Source organism: Paenibacillus sp. 05T425 (assembly GCF_056396205.1).
In genome coordinates, this window is record NZ_JBFTLA010000003.1 from 263,024 (window position 1) to 281,236 (window position 18,213).

General features: G+C 50.6%; 21 protein-coding genes. 20 read left to right on the plus strand and 1 reads right to left on the minus strand.

Translation table 11 applies throughout. The features are described 5' to 3' along the window. The 14 genes from spoVAE to AC1DF0_RS07955 all read left to right on the plus strand — a co-directional run bounded on the left by spoVAE (position 1) and on the right by AC1DF0_RS07955 (position 12,316). Entirely contained in the window at positions 1-351 is a 351-nt protein-coding gene (gene spoVAE, locus AC1DF0_RS07890) for a stage V sporulation protein AE (protein ID WP_442049230.1), read from the plus strand. 148 nt (positions 352-499) lie between these two features. Further along, positions 500-1,456: an AAA family ATPase gene (locus AC1DF0_RS07895; protein WP_477573589.1), complete on the plus strand. Its 957-nt coding sequence runs from the start codon at positions 500-502 to the stop codon at positions 1,454-1,456. A gap of 43 nt (positions 1,457-1,499) precedes the next feature. Continuing rightward, on the plus strand, positions 1,500-2,708 hold the full coding sequence (locus tag AC1DF0_RS07900; protein WP_442049228.1) for a DUF58 domain-containing protein: 1,209 nt from the start codon (positions 1,500-1,502) through the stop codon (positions 2,706-2,708). Further along, positions 2,705-4,945, plus strand: a complete 2,241-nt coding sequence (locus AC1DF0_RS07905; protein WP_477573590.1) for a DUF4129 domain-containing transglutaminase family protein — start codon at positions 2,705-2,707, stop codon at positions 4,943-4,945. The genes AC1DF0_RS07900 and AC1DF0_RS07905 overlap by 4 nt, the downstream gene beginning before the upstream one ends. A gap of 110 nt (positions 4,946-5,055) precedes the next feature. Further along, positions 5,056-5,580, plus strand: coding sequence for a YqeG family HAD IIIA-type phosphatase (locus tag AC1DF0_RS07910; protein ID WP_477573591.1), 525 nt, complete (start codon positions 5,056-5,058; stop codon positions 5,578-5,580). Next, complete coding sequence (gene yqeH / locus AC1DF0_RS07915; protein ID WP_475820258.1) at positions 5,556-6,704, plus strand: ribosome biogenesis GTPase YqeH; 1,149 nt, start codon at positions 5,556-5,558, stop codon at positions 6,702-6,704. The genes AC1DF0_RS07910 and yqeH overlap by 25 nt, the downstream gene beginning before the upstream one ends. A 27-nt stretch (positions 6,705-6,731) precedes the next feature. Further along, entirely contained in the window at positions 6,732-7,607 is an 876-nt protein-coding gene (locus tag AC1DF0_RS07920) for a shikimate dehydrogenase (RefSeq protein WP_477573592.1), read from the plus strand. Between the two features lie 49 nt (positions 7,608-7,656). Further along, positions 7,657-7,962, plus strand: coding sequence for a ribosome assembly RNA-binding protein YhbY (gene yhbY, locus AC1DF0_RS07925; protein WP_442049223.1), 306 nt, complete (start codon positions 7,657-7,659; stop codon positions 7,960-7,962). A gap of 48 nt (positions 7,963-8,010) precedes the next feature. After that, positions 8,011-8,601 (plus strand): nicotinate-nucleotide adenylyltransferase, encoded by a 591-nt coding sequence (gene nadD / locus AC1DF0_RS07930; RefSeq protein WP_477573593.1) that lies wholly within the window; start codon positions 8,011-8,013, stop codon positions 8,599-8,601. Next, a complete protein-coding gene (gene yqeK / locus AC1DF0_RS07935) occupies positions 8,591-9,154 on the plus strand; it encodes a bis(5'-nucleosyl)-tetraphosphatase (symmetrical) YqeK (RefSeq protein ID WP_477573594.1) in 564 nt (187 codons plus the stop codon). The genes nadD and yqeK overlap by 11 nt, the downstream gene beginning before the upstream one ends. 13 nt (positions 9,155-9,167) lie before the next feature. Beyond that, positions 9,168-9,515 (plus strand): ribosome silencing factor, encoded by a 348-nt coding sequence (gene rsfS / locus AC1DF0_RS07940; RefSeq protein ID WP_337098481.1) that lies wholly within the window; start codon positions 9,168-9,170, stop codon positions 9,513-9,515. Then, a complete protein-coding gene (locus AC1DF0_RS07945) occupies positions 9,512-10,438 on the plus strand; it encodes a CvfB family protein (protein WP_337098482.1) in 927 nt (308 codons plus the stop codon). Before rsfS ends, AC1DF0_RS07945 begins: the two co-directional genes overlap by 4 nt. A gap of 44 nt (positions 10,439-10,482) precedes the next feature. Further along, on the plus strand, positions 10,483-11,208 hold the full coding sequence (locus AC1DF0_RS07950; RefSeq protein WP_477573721.1) for a class I SAM-dependent DNA methyltransferase: 726 nt from the start codon (positions 10,483-10,485) through the stop codon (positions 11,206-11,208). 88 nt (positions 11,209-11,296) lie between these two features. Continuing rightward, positions 11,297-12,316 (plus strand): NADH:flavin oxidoreductase/NADH oxidase, encoded by a 1,020-nt coding sequence (locus AC1DF0_RS07955; RefSeq protein ID WP_442049219.1) that lies wholly within the window; start codon positions 11,297-11,299, stop codon positions 12,314-12,316. Positions 12,317-12,506: 190 nt separating this feature from the next. Here AC1DF0_RS07955 and AC1DF0_RS07960 read toward each other — a convergent pair whose 3' ends face one another. Further along, positions 12,507-12,728: a hypothetical protein gene (locus AC1DF0_RS07960; protein WP_475820265.1), complete on the minus strand. Its 222-nt coding sequence runs from the start codon at positions 12,726-12,728 to the stop codon at positions 12,507-12,509. A gap of 277 nt (positions 12,729-13,005) precedes the next feature. Here AC1DF0_RS07960 and nrdI point away from each other — a divergent pair, with 277 nt between their 5' ends. The 6 genes from nrdI (at position 13,006) to AC1DF0_RS07990 (ending at position 18,209) form a co-directional block, all read left to right on the plus strand. Further along, on the plus strand, positions 13,006-13,365 hold the full coding sequence (gene nrdI, locus AC1DF0_RS07965) for a class Ib ribonucleoside-diphosphate reductase assembly flavoprotein NrdI (protein ID WP_442049217.1): 360 nt from the start codon (positions 13,006-13,008) through the stop codon (positions 13,363-13,365). Beyond that, positions 13,352-15,436 carry a class 1b ribonucleoside-diphosphate reductase subunit alpha gene (nrdE, locus tag AC1DF0_RS07970; RefSeq protein WP_477573595.1) on the plus strand — a complete coding sequence of 695 codons (2,085 nt, stop codon included), beginning with the start codon at positions 13,352-13,354 and terminating at the stop codon, positions 15,434-15,436. Before nrdI ends, nrdE begins: the two co-directional genes overlap by 14 nt. Before the next feature lie 45 nt (positions 15,437-15,481). Further along, a complete protein-coding gene (gene nrdF / locus AC1DF0_RS07975) occupies positions 15,482-16,438 on the plus strand; it encodes a class 1b ribonucleoside-diphosphate reductase subunit beta (RefSeq protein ID WP_442049216.1) in 957 nt (318 codons plus the stop codon). A gap of 114 nt (positions 16,439-16,552) precedes the next feature. Then, positions 16,553-16,762 (plus strand): DUF6954 family protein, encoded by a 210-nt coding sequence (locus AC1DF0_RS07980; RefSeq protein ID WP_442049215.1) that lies wholly within the window; start codon positions 16,553-16,555, stop codon positions 16,760-16,762. Positions 16,763-16,858: 96 nt separating this feature from the next. Further along, the gene (locus AC1DF0_RS07985; protein WP_442049214.1) at positions 16,859-17,311 is read left to right on the plus strand and encodes a GyrI-like domain-containing protein; all 453 of its coding nucleotides are present in this window, start codon (positions 16,859-16,861) and stop codon (positions 17,309-17,311) included. A gap of 82 nt (positions 17,312-17,393) precedes the next feature. Continuing rightward, a complete protein-coding gene (locus tag AC1DF0_RS07990; protein WP_477573596.1) occupies positions 17,394-18,209 on the plus strand; it encodes a PhzF family phenazine biosynthesis protein in 816 nt (271 codons plus the stop codon). Positions 18,210-18,213: the final 4 nt, after the last annotated feature.

Genomic DNA, 18,213 nt, shown 5'->3' on the forward strand with positions numbered 1-18,213 from the left:
ATGATTTTTTTGTGGGCATTCTTAGTTGGCGGAGCAATTTGTGTTGTTGGCCAAATTATGTTTGATGTGTTCAAGCTTACGCCGGCGCATACGATGGCGACATTGGTCGTAATCGGGGCGATCGTGGACGGATTCGACTTGTACGAGCCGCTTATAGCATTCGCGGGGGCAGGCGCAACCGTTCCTATTACGAGCTTCGGCAATGCGCTCGTCCATGGCGCATTGACAGAGCTTCATGATCAAGGCTGGATCGGCGTCATTTCCGGCATATTCAAGGTTACAAGCGCTGGTGTATCCGCAGCGATAATATTTTCATTTCTGGCGTCGCTTGTCGTTAGGCCAAAAGGGTAACAATTGTAGACGAATAGATATAAATTGGAGAGTCCTGTGGGATTCTCCAATTTTTTTTGGAGTGAAAAAATTTGTGCTTTCTAAAGGAATTACTGTAAAATAGTACTAGTGCTATATTCATACTTGTAACTTTCCGGGAGGTAATGAAATGGATATTCGTCCTGCTGACATGCAATTATGCTCTACGATATTACGTAGCTTAGAATCTTGTATCCTGGGAAAACACGACGAGATTGAGAGATTGCTCATAGCCGTTATAGCTAGCGGACACGTATTACTGGAAGATGTACCTGGTACAGGAAAGACGCAATTAGTGAAAGCGTTAGCAAAAACAATCGGCGGTCAGTTTCGCAGAATTCAATGCAACCCCGATCTGCTGCCAACCGATATAACAGGCGTTTCCATCTATCATCCGAAGCAAGAAGCGTTTATATTCCGCCCAGGTCCCGTCATGGCGAATATTTTGCTAGCGGATGAAATAAATAGGGCAACGACCAAAACCCAATCCGCCTTGCTTGAAGCGATGGAGGAAGGTCATGTTACAGTTGACGGTGATACTTATGAGCTGCCTCAGCCATTCGTGCTGCTGGCTACACAAAATCCGATCGAGTTCGAAGGGACGTATTCGCTGCCGGAGGCGCAGCTTGACCGATTCATGATGAAGCTCTCGCTCGGTTACCCGAATCAGGAGGATGAACAGCGGATGGTGTTATCCGCAGAAGGCGTTCATCCTTCCGATCGTGTAGAGCAATTGATTAGCATGGAGGATATGATCCGGATTCAGAAGCAAGCGATGAGCGTTCATATTGACGATGCAGTCGGCAATTATTTAGTTCAACTCATTCGTAGTACGCGGGAGAATGCTAGCGTCATGTTAGGAGCTAGCCCGCGCGCGGCTATCGCCTTGGCGAGAGCGGCTAAAGCAAGCGCCTATATGAAGCAAAGACAATTCGTTACGCCTGACGATGTGAAGGAGCTTGCTCCTTATGTGCTTGCCCATCGAATATTGCTTCGCACGGAATCGCGGATGAACGGTCTTCGTCCGGAGGACGTTATATCACAGGTGCTGCAGACTACGAAAGTGCCGGTCCGGCTAGAGCGTTAAGCCGATGTCAAGCGCGAGAACCTCGAAGAGGCGTTGGCAGTTAGTGACCGTTATTTATACCGTCAGCCTTTTTTATTTTTTGTTTCAAGGCGGCAAAACCGCATTTATGCTTTTTGTCATTCTTAATTTGCTGCTGCTTTATTTGCTCTTAGGCAAATGGAGCGGTATTAATCGGGTCGACGGCAGCAGAGCTTACGCAAGCCAAGGCACAGTTGCTATGGATCAATCGCTTGCCGCCGGCAGTTCGCTTGAGGTTAGCCTGAATGTGAAAATTCCCGGCATATACCCGTTGCCCTATGTAATCGTGAGGGATCGACTGCATCGCCATAACGGTCAAGCGCTTTCGTTCGAAACGTCATTTGTCCCGAATTGGAAGCGAGTTGGCAAAGTTGCTTATCAGACGCCGCCGCTTCAGCGGGGGGAATATCGTTTTGCAGGTACGGAATGTTTGACCTATGACGTCTTTGGGTTATTCGAGCATGCGGGCCGTTTCGGCTCGGAGACGGTGTTCACGGTACTCCCGCAGACGGTTCAGCTGCGGCGCTGGCAAGGCGTCCAGCGCGGCATACGCGGACCTTACTCCCATGCGATCGCCTCTCGTTCGGCGAAGGAGACAACGCAAATTAACGGTGTTCGCGAATATCTGTACGGTGATCGGCTTTCTCGCGTGCATTGGAATGCTACAGCGAAGACGGGACAATGGAAGTCGAAAGCCTTCGAGCGCGAATCGCTGCCGCGTACGCTCGTCGTCCTTGATCGCAGTCCGGGTGCATATGGCGGAGAACTTCCTGATCGTTTCGAGCTTGCTGTCTCTACTGCCGCTTCGTTACTGGAGAACGGCCTGAAGGAGGATACGGCGATGGGCTTGCTGTCCATCGGAGCGAGCATTACCATGGTGCCGCCTAAGTCAGGTATGGAGCAGCGGAATATGCTGATGCGACATCTTACGTTCGTGGATGCTGACGCTACGTATTCGCTCTACACCTCGCTTATGATGGCCGATCAAGCTATTGAGCCGGGCAGCTTCGCGGTCGTCATCACGCCTGATACCGGCCCAGATGTAGTGAAAAGCATGGAATGGCTCGCGCGCAAAGGGGTTACTCCTTGTTTGCTTCATATTGCTTCCTCGGTGGACTTGCTCAGCCATAATACGGCTTGGAAGCGAGTAATGGGCGAGAAGGGCTGGCAGGTATACTCCATCCGTCAATTGCAGGAGCTTCCGGGCGTGTTGGAAGGAGGCGGAATTGCATGAGAAGACTATTCCGAGCAATCGGAGCTGGGCTTGCAGACCATTGGTACAGGAAACTGACTTTGTTATTCGTTACCTTAATGGTGTGGCAGACGATTTCGATATTCGAGGGCTTCTGGTGGGAAGAAACGTATACCATCGCTAGAGGAACGCTGCTAGCTAGCGCGATTGTCGGCATTATTATTCCTTATCGCTTCCATATTATTAAGCTAGTGCTGCAGATTGCAGCAGCTCTTATAATTACTGTACGATTCACGCCAATGGAGTGGCTTATCGCCAAGCCTGAGAACTTCGGAGACTGGCTCTGGTGGGCTCAAGCTCATGCGGTTCAGCTGCATCCATTCATCTGGATTAGCGGATCATTATTACTTATCCAGCTGCTCTTCGGTTTGTGGGTAACGACACGCACGCGCATGTTCGCTTTTCTTGGCGTAACGATAATGACATTAACGGTCGCTGATTCCTTCACACCGATCTGGTTGTGGGAAGAAGTTGGCATAGTCGTATTTGTAGGACTATTGTGGTTAGTAGCAGGTCATTTGCATCGATTGCAGAAGGAGCATCCGAGCAGCTGGAGCGAGTTGATCGAGTATCCGCTTCAATTAATATTACCGATTGCGCTTGTTCTTGCCGTGCTTATGACCGTAGGACTGAACATGCCTTCATTGTCTCCCATTCTTCAAGATCCGTATACGATTTGGAAGGAATCGAAAGGAGAGACCGTTCAAGTATTTCTCGGCGAGAAAGGTCTTGAGGCGGTTTCTCCGTTCGGCAAAGGTAATTCAAGCTCGGGTTATAGTCGAAATGACGAGCAGTTAGGCGGCGGATTCGACTTCGACTATTCGCCGATGATGACCGTTTCAACCTCGCATCGAAGCTATTGGCGTGGGGAAACCAAGTCCGTCTATACTGGGGAAGGTTGGATCTCGACGGGTGAGGCTGAAGACGATGTCCGCATGCAAGACATTCTCCGCAAACAGGAATTGCCGCTTCGATATGAACGGCCTCTCGCAAAGACGATAGAGGTTAATCAAATCGTCACGATGGTGCGCAATGACGTCTATCCTGTTTTGTTCGCAGCCACACCTGTTAATAAAGTAAATTGGGTAGGCAGCGAAGAAACGACATTTCCCCGCAGCCTTGAGTGGCTAACTAGTTCTTGGGAGCTGCACTGGAGTGAAATGTATGGGGAAGCTTATCCGGAGACGTATTCGATTACATCACAAGTGACTGTTCTAGACGAGGATGGGCTAAGGAAAACCCATTCCGGCTGGAGTAATACGAACAATCCGATGTATTTGATGCTGCCTGACACGGTGCCTCAGCGCGTGCGAGATCTGGCTCAGGAAGTGACCGCAACGGCAACAAACGATTATGATAAAGCGAAGCTTCTCGTTGAATATTTGAGGCTTAACTTCAATTATAATAATAAGCCTGATTTATCCAAGGCAACGGGCAAAAGCAATGACTTCGTCGATACGTTCCTATTCGAGATTAAGGAAGGTTACTGCGATTACTTCTCTTCCGCGATGGCGGTGCTTTCACGAAGTCTCGGTTTGCCTACACGATGGGTAAAAGGTTTCTCGCCGGGTTCGCTGCCGGCCAGCGCATTTGGCGGTCCTCCTGAGGAAATGATGGGGGAGGATGTAAATCCGAACGGTTCGGGTACTTACACGGTACGCAACTCGGATGCGCATTCTTGGGTCGAAATTTATTTTGAAGGTTATGGCTGGATTCCATTCGAAGCAACGGCTGGGTTCTCGTTCCCCTACACGCTTCCTGAGGAAGAAGTCGAAGCGTTGCCCGATATTAACATCGACGATTCCGGCAACGAGACGGTTACGAATGCGGATAACAACGGCATTCACCCTGCATGGCTATGGAGCTCGATTTCATTGATCGTCGTGGCAGCGGCATTGTGGATGATCGTTCGCCGCGATCGTTTGATGGGTGCATGGAGGAAGGTTCGTCATGGGGCATTCACGTCGAATGATCGTATTGTCCTAGAGACGCATAAGCTGCTTCGGATATGCAAGAAGCGGGGCATGGAACGCGAGGAGCATGAGACGATGCGCGAAGCGGTGCTGAGATGGTCGCAGAGCCAGAAACGGCTGCGCGACGACTTCAGATTCGTTCTGGACGGCTTCGAGCAAGCCAAATACAGCACGACGCTAGCATCGAATGATGAGGTCGAACGTTTCGTGAACAAGGTGAAATCGCTTATGGATCAGCTTAAATGACATATTACCGCTTGCCGACGCAATTCGGCGGCGGTTTTTTTTTGCAACAAATTTGTATTGTATGGTATAGTTTCGTAAGATAGCAGGCAGAAAGCAGAGGGATTGAATATATGTTTGAACGGCTGTTGCCGAACATGCGCGTCAATACGGTCTATGATATTGACTTAGATGTGCTGCACGCGCAGGGTATACGCGGCATCATTACGGATTTGGATAATACGCTCGTCGGCGCAAAGGAAGCTTTGGCGACGCCAGAGCTTGTCACATGGCTGGACTATGTGCGCTCACGCGGCTTTAAAGTAGTTATTGTTTCTAATAATAATGAATCGCGGGTTGGAAAGTTTGCAACGCCGTTGGAAATTAAGTTTATCCATGCGGCGCGTAAGCCCGCTGCGAAAGCGTTTCGCAGAGCGCTCGGCGTTCTGGAGCTGCCCGCTGATGAGACGGTCGTAATCGGCGACCAGATGATGACGGATGTGCTTGGCGGCAACCGCATGGGGCTATTCACAATATTGGTCGCGGCTATATCGCCTTCCGACGAAGGGATTATGACGCGAGTCAACCGATTAATGGAACGGATTGCGCTCAGACAACTGCGCAAAAAAGGGTTATGGTACGAGGGGGATACAAAGTGAACGAACAACAACATAGCGAGACTGCAAGGTCTTGTGCAGGCTGCGGCGTCCAATTGCAATCGGAGCGCTCGGACTTGCCTGGATTTTTGCCGGAATCAGCCTTGCTTAGAGATCCAGTAATATGCCAGCGATGCTTCCGCATCCGCAATTATAATGAAGCATCGTCTGTAGCCGTTGACCAAGACGATTTCCTTCGGCTGCTCAGCAGCATCGGTTCGACGGATAGTCTTGTCGTGCATATCGTCGATCTGTATGACTTCGAGGGCAGCTTAATTTCTGGCTTGCAGCGGTTTGTAGGCAACAATCCGGTATTGCTCGTCGTCAACAAGATCGACCTGCTGCCGAAAGCAATGAACGTGAACCGCCTGCGCAACTGGGTGCAGAAGCAAGCAAAGGCTGAAGGTCTGCGTACGGTCGATGTAGTGTTATGCAGCGCGAAGCGCAACATGGGCTTCGAGCATGTCATCGATGCGCTTGACCGCTATCGCGGGGATCGTGATGTTTACGTTGTCGGAGCGACGAATGTAGGCAAGTCGACCTTGATCAATAGGCTTATTCGCGATTACAGCGATATGGAGCGTGAGCTTACAACTTCCCGTTATCCGGGGACAACGCTCGATGCTGTGCATATTCCGCTTGATGACGGCAAATCGATTATTGATACGCCAGGAATTGTATACTCGACTCGGATGACCGAGGTAGTGCCGCGCAGCTTCCTAGGATCCCTGCTGCCGGACAAGCCGATCAAACCGCTCGTGTACCAATTGAATTCCGGGCAATCGCTGTTTATCGGCAGCCTTGTGCGGTTCGATTTTGTCGAAGGTGAACGCCAGTCGTTTACGCTGTATATATCGAACGCTTTGAATGTACATCGTACGAAGCTGGAGAGGGCTGACGCGCTCTATGAGGATCATCGCGGCGAGCTGCTTGGCGGTCCTACGCGTGAGGAGCTGGAGGAGATTCCAGCGTGGACAAGACATTCTCTTCGTGTGCCTCGGGGTTCGAATAAAGACCTATTCATTTCCGGTCTAGGCTGGATTCAAGTGAACGGGACTAATGGAGCGCTGCTTGATCTCTATGCGCCGAAGGGCGTTAAAGTCATGCTGCGCGATTCGATGATCTAGGGAAAAGCGACGGAGGAGGGAACGGCGTTGACGATTGCAGGAGAGGGCAACCGGATAAACAGCCATACGACGCTATACGGCGTAATTGGTGATCCGATTCATCACTCGAAATCGCCGATTATGATGAATCGGGCTTTTCGCGAGACGGGGATCAACGGCGCTTATATGGCTTTTCATGTAACGAATGATCAGTTGAGCGGTTTTATCGCCGGCGTAAAAGCGATGGGCATTCGCGGGGTGAATGTGACGATTCCGCATAAGCTTGACGTAATGGAATTATTGGACGAGATTGACGACGGCGCAAGAACGCTTGGCGCCGTTAACACGATCGTTAATAATAACGGCCGATTGATTGGTTATAATACGGACGGGATTGGTTATGTACGTTCATTGAAGGAAGAAGCGGTCAGCACGCTTGAAGGCAAACGAATCGTCGTGATTGGCGCAGGCGGAGCCTCGCGCGGTCTCGTCTATGCGTTGTCCGGCGAGAAGCCAGGACGAATGACGATTGTCAATCGATCGGTCTCTAAGGCAGCCGAACTCGCCGAAACGTTCAGCAGCCGCGCCGATATTGCAGCCATGCCGCTGGAAAGCTTGAAGGATGCGTGCCAGGATGCGGACATTGTCATTAATACGACGATGATCGGTATGTATCCGAACACGGACGCAAGCCCGCTTGATGCTTCATGGCTTAAGGAAGGTACGGTTGTAAGCGATATTGTATACAATCCGCTGAAGACAAAGCTGTTGCAAGAAGCAGAGGAGCGGGGCTGTATCATACACGGCGGGCTGGGCATGTTCATATATCAAGGAGCGTACGCTTTTGAATATTGGACAGGAAAGCCTGCACCGACCGCTGCAATGCGCGAAGTTGTTATGGATGCGCTGCTCGGTCAAGCCTAAGTTAGTTTTATCCAATACGATATAGATGAATGAAAGAAGGAAATAATAGATGCTTACAGGTAAACAAAAAAGGTATTTAAGATCATTGGCTCATCACTTGACGCCAATCTTCCAAGTGGGGAAGGGCGGTACAAACGATCATCTCGTTCGCCATATTGTAGAAGCGATTGAGTTTCGCGAACTAATTAAAGTATCTGTATTGAACAACTGTCTGGACGATCCGAAGGAAATCGGCGCCGAGATCGCGCAAGCGTCGGGGGCAGAGCTTGTGCAAGTGATCGGCAAAACGATCGTTCTATACAAAGAGTCGAAGGACAACAAACAAATCGAGCTTCCTAGAGCGACTTCGAAATAAATCGCATAAGCGCGATACAAAGTAAACCTATGCAAGGAGGTCGCTCTCGTGAGCAAGATCGGAATAATGGGCGGCACGTTCGATCCGATTCATACCGGCCACTTGCTTGCTGCGGAGAAGGCTCGCGAGCAATGCGGCCTTCAGGAAGTGTGGTTCATTCCTTCCTATATGCCTCCGCTCAAGGCCAATGAGCCCGGTGTGAGCAGCGAGCATCGCTACGGGATGGTCGAAGCCGCAGTTGCGACGAATGATTCATTCCGCGTGCTCGATATTGAGCTTAAGCGCGGAGGAGTAAGCTACTCCATCGATACGGTCAGCGATTTAATGAGTCGATATCCCGGTCATTCCTTCTCTTATATTATCGGCTCGGATCGAATTAATGATTTGTGCAAATGGTATCGGATCGAGGAGCTGGCAGAGCTCGTGACGTTCATTGGGCTGGAGCGGCCGAGCGAAGAGGTTCAGTTCGATCAACTGCCGTCCTTCTTGAAGCAAAGGCTGACGATCGTCGAAATGCCGCCGATCGGTATATCTTCTACAGATATCCGCAATCGGCTAAGCGCTGGACAATCGATCCAATATATGGTGCCGGATACGGTGTACGACTATATAAGGAGGCACGGCTTATATGAATCGTGAACAAATGATTGAGTCGGTCCGCGCTCAAATGCCTGAACGCAGATGGCTGCATACCGTCGGCGTCATGGAGACATCCATTATATTGGCGAACCGCTTCGGCGAAGATCCGGTACGAGCCGAGCTTGCCGCTATTTTGCATGATGTCGCCAAATATTGGGCGACGGATCGGATGGAGACGGTCATCCGTGAGCGGGGGCTGCCTTCTATTTTATTGGCCTATGACAAAGAGCTGTGGCATGCCCCGGTGGGCGCATGGGTTGCAGAGCATGAATATGGCATCGACGATGTGGAAGTGTTGGACGCTATTCGCTATCATACATCGGGACGCAGAGGCATGACGTTGATGGATAAGGTCGTATGTCTTGCTGATTATATGGAACCGGGAAGGGACTTCCCGGGCGTGGATAAAATACGCGAGATAAGCGAGCAGGACCTCGACAAAGCGTTAGTTGCAGGCTTCGACTCAACGATCTCCTTCCTGCTTCAGAAGAATAGGCGCATCTTTCCGCTAACGATTGAAGCGAGAAACGCATTATTGGAATCATATATTTAAAGGAGGCTGAGCAATGGCGGTACATTCAGATGAGTTGCTTCAAATTACGGTTGCGGCTGCAGAAGACAAAAAGGCGGTTAGAATCGTTGCTTTGAACTTGAAGGAAATTTCGTTAGTTGCCGATTATTTTGTAATATGCAGCGGCAATTCCGATACGCAGGTGCAAGCGATCACAACGGAAATTCGCAAACAAGCCGAGAAAAACGGCGTACGTGTGCGTGGTATTGAAGGTGCAGATTCGGCGAGATGGGTTTTGATTGACCTTGGCGACGTTGTCGTACACGTCTTCCATCGCGATGAGCGCGATTACTATAATATCGAGCGGTTATGGTCCGATGCGAAGGTTGTGGAATTTGCATGACCCTAACAGCCGGGACGATTGAAAAATTAAGGGTGGCACGCGAAGTGTCGCCCTACGGTTATTTTCTAACTAACGGAGAAGACGATGTGCTGCTCCATTACACCGAGCTCGTAGGCAAGAAGCCGAAGCTTGACGATGAGATCGATGCTTTCATCTATTATGATTCCGAGGATCGGCTGGCCGCAACGATGAAGCGCCCCTACATGTTGTTGGGCGAGCTGGCTCGTCTAAAGGTCGCCGATGTACATCCGAAGCTGGGCTGCTTCCTGGAGATGGGCCTTGGCAGGCAATTGCTGTTGCCATTGTCCGAGCTGCCGGAAAGCATTGATTACCGGCCGCTGCCGGGCGATGAAGTATTTGTCGTTATGAAGCATGATAAGATCGGAAGACTCGTTGCGAAGATCGCGTACGAGGAAGAATTGTCCAAGCTTGTATTTCCGGCTCCGACGACATGGAATAATCAATGGGTAGAGGGCTGGGTGTCCAAGACGCTGCAGCTTGGCTCCTTCGTCATCGTGGACGGCGGCGTCATTGGTTTCGGCGCCTATGGACTTATACCTAGTTCGGAGCGGACGAAGCCGCTTCGCCTTGGCGAGCGCGTGAGAGCGCGCGTGACCTTCATCCGCGAGGATGGACGGGTGAATCTGTCAATGGCTCAGCGCAAGGAGATTGGGCGTCTAGAGGATGCGGACCGCATACTTGCGTTCATGAAGGAACGTCCGAACGGCGGCATGCCGTACTCGGATGAGACGGAAGCCGATATTATTAAGCTGAAGTTCGGCATCAGCAAAGGGGCGTTCAAGCGCGCGATCGGCAAGCTAATGCGTGAAGGCTTAGTAACGCAGAAGGGAAGCTGGACCTATCTCGTGCCAACAGCTGAAGCTGCACCTGCTTCCGATGAAGCAGAAGGAGATGAAGGCTAGTGGCGCGTTCGTACGGGCAGTTCGCTACCGTATACGATCAATTGATGGAGGACATGCCGTATGCGGAATGGCTCGGATTCGCTAGAGCGAGCTGGGTGCGCTACGGAATGCCGTCGACGGTTGTCGATCTTGGCTGCGGAACTGGCAGCTTATCGATTCCGCTTGCTAGATCGGGGTTCCACGTCTACGGCATAGACTTATCCGCAGATATGCTCTCTGTTGCGCGCAGCAAGTGGGATGAGACTCCCCAGCAGGCCGTTAGGCCGCGTGCGGGAACGATTAGGTGGCTTCAACAGGATATGCGCGCCTGGGAGCTTCCGGAGCCCGTGGACGCGGTCATATCGTTCTGCGATTGCTTGAACTACATGACGGAAGAGAGCGACGTTGAGAAAGCGTTCCGTGCCACTTACGCCGGGCTGCGTCCAGGAGGCGTCTTCTTGTTCGATGTTCATCCGCCGAAGCAATTCATTCGTTATGCGGAGGAGCAGCCGTTCGTATTGGACGAGCGGGACGTGGCTTACATATGGACATGCGACTTCGAGGAGAAGCGATGCGAGATCGAGCATAACTTGACGATCTTCGCGCGCGATTCGGATTCGCGGTTCAATCGGTTCGAGGAAACGCATGTGCAGCGCGCGTACGAGCCGGACTGGATCGAGGCTGCTCTTCGCCGAGCGGGCTTTAAGACCGTGGATCGTTACGCCGACTTCCAGCTTCAGCCTGCGAGCAGCGAGTCTGAACGGCTCTTCTTCGCGGCAGTGAAATCATAAAACTTGAATAGTACAGAGGGATTGCAACGATGTGTCGTCACGGCGACATCATGGGGCGATCCCTTTTTTGAAAAAGGAGATGTAACTCATGTCTTACTTAAATGTTCCTTTCTCGATCAAAGGCTTGCAGCTTAACAATTCGATCGTTATGGCGCCGATGTGCCAATATTCCGTTACGGAGAAGGATGGCAAGCCGAATGACTGGCATTATGTTCATTACTTATCGCGGGCAGTCGGCGGTACGGGCTTGATCCTTATGGAGATGACCGATGTCGAGCCGGATGGCCGGATTACGGATCAAGATCTTGGCTTATGGTCGGATGAGCAAATACCGGCATTCAAACGAATCATCGATGGCGTTCATAGCCATGGCAGCAAGATCGGCATCCAAATTGCTCATGCAGGGCGCAAGGCGCTTGATGCAGAAGTGCCAGTCGGTCCATCCGAACTGCCGTACGATTCGAAATCGAAGAAGCCGCGTGCATTGACCACAGGCGAAGTGAAGGAAATGGTCGTGAAGTTCCGCGAGGCGGTTCGCCGGGCGATAGCTGCGGGTGTCGATACGATCGAGCTGCACGGGGCGCACGGTTACCTGATCCATCAATTTCATTCGCCGGGCATCAACAATCGCACCGATGAATATGGCAAGCAGTTGTCCCTATTCGGCGTCGAGGTCATTCGCGCGGTCAAGAGCGTAATGCCTTCCGATATGCCGCTCATCATGCGGATCTCCGCTGTCGAGTACATGGATGGGGGATACGAACTGGATCACAGCATTGCGATTGCCAAAGATTATATGTCCGCCGGCGTAGATGTATTTCATGTCTCATCGGGAGGCGACGGGCCGATCGGCGAGAGGAAGCCTGGTAACTTCCCAGGTTATCAACTGCCTCTCGCCAAAGCGTACAGAGAGGCGCTCTCCGTGCCCGTCATTGCTGTCGGCCAACTCGAAGACCCGATTGTTGCGGATGCCGCGATCGAAAGCGGAGACGCCGATCTGATCGCGGTAGCAAGGGGCATGCTAAGGGACCCGTATTGGGCGACTCATGCGATTCAGGCTGTCGGCCATAAACCGGAATTGCCCGAACAGTACAAGAGAGCTTACTGAAACACAAGTTGGAAAGATTATAATGGGAATCCCGGTCATGCGGCCGGGATTTTAGTTTGCGATGATTCTCATAGGGGCAACACAACATCTAGGGTGAGGGTCGTAGTTTCTTGTCGAATGCTGTCCGTGGAACGAGAAGGATATAGGAGCACTACATATTGAACGATTCATACCTCTTGGACGACGTTATTTACTCCCGAAGAGCATCCTTTAGCCGGCTGTTCATTCCTTGCGCCGATGGCGAGCGGCGGACGGCGTCAGCTTTCAATTTGCGATTTTCGAGCTTTAATTTTTCATTTTCGCGTTCCAAATTGTCTATATAAGCGAGCAATTCAGGCACCTCGTAACCGGCATCCCGGAATAATGCAGACACACAATCGCGTAGTGGCGCGGGTTCTCTTGATTCGTCCATATTGACCTCCAAAATAACTATAAAATGTCACTATCCCATCATATCCGCATCTGTTAAAATAGTCGAGTGCCTTAAAAATAGAGATTAATAGTTTCTCCATATTTTGCATTGACTCAACCTATATCTTGATGTAAAATCAAGAACATCAACTACATATTGATGTATATAGGTGCCTTCAAAGGACGAGCATTAGCAAATCTTGATTAAGCGCATCTGACGAAACCGCAGTCAGAGAGCGCTTTTTGATTGCTAAAATTCTAGTAGGGAGCGAGTCGCAATGCTAGTCGTATATGATTCAAAAACAGGCAATGTCAAGCGATTTATTAACAAATTGAATATGCGGGCAATGCCAATTGATGAGGAAAAACCGGTAGAAGAGCCCTTTGTTCTCGTCACGTATACGACAGGATTTGGACAAGTGCCCGAGAAGGTATCTTCTTTCTTAAAACGCAACTTCGAGCACCTTCGCGGTGTCTCGGCGAGCGGCAATCGAAATTGGGGTGCGGGCTTCGCTAAGAGCGCGGACACGATTTCACAGATGTACGATGTACCCGTTATATTGAAATTTGAATTATCCGGTACGAGTCAAGATACTGAGCATTTTGTCGAAAGGGTGCGAACTATTGAAGCATATTGAATTGAACAACGAATTGATGCAACGCGGCGCAGACGGTTTCTATCAGCTCGAGAAGGATAAAGAGGCAGTAGCCGCTTTTATGGCGGAGGTAGAAGAGAAGAGCGTGAAGTTTGATTCGCTTCGTCATAAGCTGGACTATTTAATCGAGAACGACTATTACGACAATGTGTTCGACAAATATACATACGATCAGGTGGAGGCCGTATTTACGCTGACAGCAAGCAGCGGCTTCGAATTCCAATCGTACATGGCAGCATCGAAGTTCTACAAGGACTACGCGATGAAGACGAACAACAAAGCGCAATATTTGGAGCAATACTCCGATCGTGTAGCGATCGTAGCTCTGCACCTTGGAGAAGGCGACGCAGCCCGAGCGCTTCGCATCGCTGAAGCGATGATCGAGCAGCGCTTGCAGCCGGCAACGCCGACGTTCCTGAACGCGGGCAAGAGCCGCCGCGGCGAAATGGTTTCCTGCTTCCTGCTGGAAATGGACGACTCGCTTAACTCGATCAACTACGTGCTTGGCACTTGTATGCAGCTCTCCAAAATCGGCGGCGGCGTTGCCGTCAACCTATCGAAGCTGCGCGGACGCGGCGAACCGATCAAAGGCGTAGAGGGCGCAGCGAAAGGCATTATGCCTGTGCTTAAGCTGATGGAGGATGCTTTCTCTTACGCGGACCAAATGGGCCAACGCAAAGGCTCCGGCGCCGGTTACTATAATATTTTCGGCTGGGACGTTATCGAATTCCTCGATTGCAAAAAAATTAACGCCGACGAGAAAACAAGGATCAAAACGTTGTCGATCGGCCTTATTATACCGAACAAGTTCTACGAGCTTGCAGCTACCAACAGACCGCTAGTCGTATTCGGACCGCATTCCGTACAGAAAGCGTACGGCAAGCACTTGGACGATCTCGATATGGACGAGATGTATGAAGAGCTTCTTGCGAATGACAAAGTAACGAAAAAAACCGTAATGAACGCACGCGACATGTTGACGAAAATTGCTTCGATTCAGCTTGAATCGGGTTACCCATACATCATGAACAAGTCGAACGCGAACAAAATCCACGCTTTGAAGGATATCGGTTCGATCAAAATGTCCAATCTTTGCACGGAAATTTTCCAGCTGCAGGAGACTTCGGAAATCAACGACTACGGCTATGACGATGTCATTCAGCGCGACATTAGCTGCAATCTGGCATCTCTCAATATTGTGAACGTAATGGAACGCAAGAAGCTGAAGGAATCGGTTCATGTGGGCATCGAAGCGTTGACGACGGTTAGCGACTTGTCCAAAATCGACAATGCGCCAGGCGTACGCAAAGCGAACGAAGAGCTGCACTCCGTCGGTCTCGGAGCGATGAACCTGAACGGCTACTTGGCGAAAAACAAAATTGCTTACGAGAGCGAAGAAGCGAAAGACTTCGCCGGCGTGTTCTTCATGATGATGAACTACTACTCGATCGAGCAAAGCATGCTGATCGCGAAGGAACGCAGCACGACTTTCAAAGACTTCGAACGTTCGGAATATGCGAAGGGCACTTACTTCACGCGTTATATCGAGAACGACTTCCGTCCGAAGACAGCGCGTGTAGCGGAACTGTTCGATGGTATGGAAATCCCGTCGCCGCAAGACTGGGCAGCGCTTAAGGAGCAAGTACAGAAGTTTGGTTTGTTCCATGCTTACCGCCTTGCAATTGCTCCTACACAAAGTATCTCGTATATTCAAAACGCGACTTCGAGCGTTATGCCGATCGTTGAGCATATCGAGACGCGTACGTATGCGAACTCGACTACGTATTATCCAATGCCTTATTTGGCGCAGGAGAACTACTTCTACTACAAATCGGCTTACAATATCGATCAGTTCAAGCTGATTGACCTGATTGCCGAAATCGGACAACACGTCGACCAAGGTATTTCGACTGTCCTGCATGTTAACAGCAACGTAACTACTCGTGAGCTGGCGCGCTTCTATGTATATGCTGCGCAGAAGGGGCTCAAATCGCTCTACTATACGAGAACGAAGCGTCTTTCCGTTGAGGAATGCACAAGCTGCGCCGTATAAGACCCATTATATCGTTGCTTACGTAGCAAAGAAGGAGCTCACCTAATGAAAGCAGTAAACTGGAACCGCCCGGACGACGATTTTACGCTGACGTTCTGGCAGCAAAATGTAATGCAATTTTGGACGGACGAAGAAATTCCGTTATCGGATGATAAAATGGACTGGATGGACATGACGGACGACGAGCGCATGCTGTATAAAAACGTGCTCGGCGGTCTGACGTTGCTCGATACGATTCAAGGCGGCGTAGGCATGCCGAAGATTCTTGAGCATGTGGAAGGATTGCAGCGCAAAGCGGTGCTGTCGTTCATGTCGATGATGGAGCAAATCCATGCAAAGTCATACAGCAGCATCTTCACGACGCTGGCATCCAACGAGGAGATCGACGGGATCTTCAAGTGGGTGGAATCGAATGAACAGCTTCAGAAAAAAGCGAATCTGATCGCTTCGTGGTACTCCAACATTACAGGCCCAAAAGAGTTATACAAAGCAATGGCCGCATCTGTATTTTTGGAAAGCTACTTGTTCTATAGCGGCTTCTTCTATCCGTTGTACCTCGCTGGTCAAGGCAAAATGACGAGCAGTGGCGAGATCATCGACTTGATCCTCCGCGACGAGAGTATCCACGGCTTGTACGTAGGCGTACTTGCACAAGAGCTGTACCAAACGTTCAGCGTAGAAGAGCAGAAGCAATTGCACACTGAACTAATTGCGCTTCTAGTTGAGCTGTATGAGAACGAGGTCGAATACACGAATCATCTGTACAGTCCGCTTGGGCTGCAGGACGAAGTGAATACCTACGTTCGCTACAATGCCAACAAAGCGCTTATGAACCTGGGCTTTGAGCCATATTTCCCAGAAGAGCCGGTCAACCCGATCGTGTTCAACGGAATTAGCACGCATACGAAGCAGCATGACTTTTTCTCCAAAAAAGGCAACGGCTATGTTCGTACGATCCATGTCGAGCCGCTTAACGACGACGACTTCGTATTCAACTTCTAAATACATGCAAGATAAGAGAGCATCAGGCCATTGCGGCCGGGTGTTCTCTTTGTTTTTGGACTTGTCCGCATAGATTGTGAGGCGTAGGGATAATCTCTAGTAGAGGAAGGCGGGATGATGATGCTAAAAGCGATAATTATTGCGTTGTTTGTCGTGCTATACGGGCTAGTTACTTTTTTTGGGTTAGGTCCGGTATTGCTGGCCGACGGTACGCCCGAGGAGAGGCGAACGACGTTCTTAATCGTGGTTGCCGTGTATATAGCAATAACGGCCGTTTTTGCAATGATACTTCGCAGGCTGAGATCGCGTGGTGCGAAAAGTTAAAATGACTACCCTTATAAAGGGAATACGTGTTACACTATGGGCAGAGAAAGCTCATCCTTGCGTACAAGTCCTGATGGAATCTAAGGAGGAAATCGCGTGGAAAACTGCTCAATCATCTCGAAGCCTGCACTCAATTTGGTTGGAATCAGCTATAGCGGTCCTTACTCGCAATTTCCCGACGAAGCGATTCGCTTGCAGACGGAATTTCTAGCAAGGAAACATGAATTGTACGGCGCGTCCAAGTCGCCGGTGCTCTACAGCCCGTATTACGGTAACGAAGTATTCGTAACGTATTGGGCATGCTACGAGGTTTCGCATATGGAAGAGCTCCCGCCTGGTATGGTCCAGATCACGATTCCGGCTATGCGATATGCAATGGCAGGCTGCTCCAACAAACGAATCGGGGAAGGGTATGAGCAGCTTAATACGTGGATGAACGAGATGCGCTTAGAGAAACATAACCATGCAGTGGCGCTTGAGCTGTTCTATATCGATGAACATCATGTAGAGGAAGAGCCTGTTGAGCTGCTTATCCCGCTTAAAGGCTAACATAACTATAATAAATGGGGCTTGCGGCGCAAAGTGGCAAGCTTTTTTTGTTGCCTGATGGCGGCAAGGAAGGAGAGCATAAATGAGTGAAGGAATAGAGCTGTATATTGTTGACGCATTTACGAATGAACCGTTCAGAGGAAATCCGGCAGCGGTGTGCTTGCTGGATCAAGAAAGAGATGAGAGCTGGATGCAGCTCGTGGCAGCCGAGATGAACTTATCGGAGACAGCGTTTGCAGTCGCTCCGACTGCTGGGCAAAGCGATTATGGGCTGCGCTGGTTCACGCCGAAAGCGGAAGTTGACCTATGCGGTCACGCTACGCTTGCCGCAGCGCATCAGCTTTGGCAGACGGGACGGCTCGCTGGAGATGCAGAGGCGCGCTTTCAGACGAAAAGCGGTTTATTGACAGCCAGACGCGAAGGAGAATGGATCGCGATGGACTTTCCGTCAGAGCCTCCGGCGGCGGAGGAAGTGCCGGAGGAGCTGATTCAGGCGCTTGGTCTTATCCCGAGGTTCGCTGGACGAAACCGCATGGATTATTTCATAGAGGTGGATTCCGAGGAAACCGTGCGGACATTGAAACCGGATTTTGCGATGATAGCGAGATTGCAAGCACGAGGCGTCATTGTGACAAGCCGGTCTGATGCGGATACCGGCAAGGATTATGACTTCGTGTCGCGAGCCTTCTATCCGGCGATCGGGGTTAACGAAGATCCGGTAACCGGATCGGCGCATTGCGCGCTGGCTCCTTACTGGGCGAAGCGTCTTAAGAAAGACGAGCTGGCGGGCTATCAGGCGTCGGAACGAGGCGGTATCGTGCGAGTGAAGCCGAGCGGCGACCGTGTTTATTTGTCGGGTCAAGCGGTTACGGTATTAAACGGACAGTTGGAGGGATGAATAC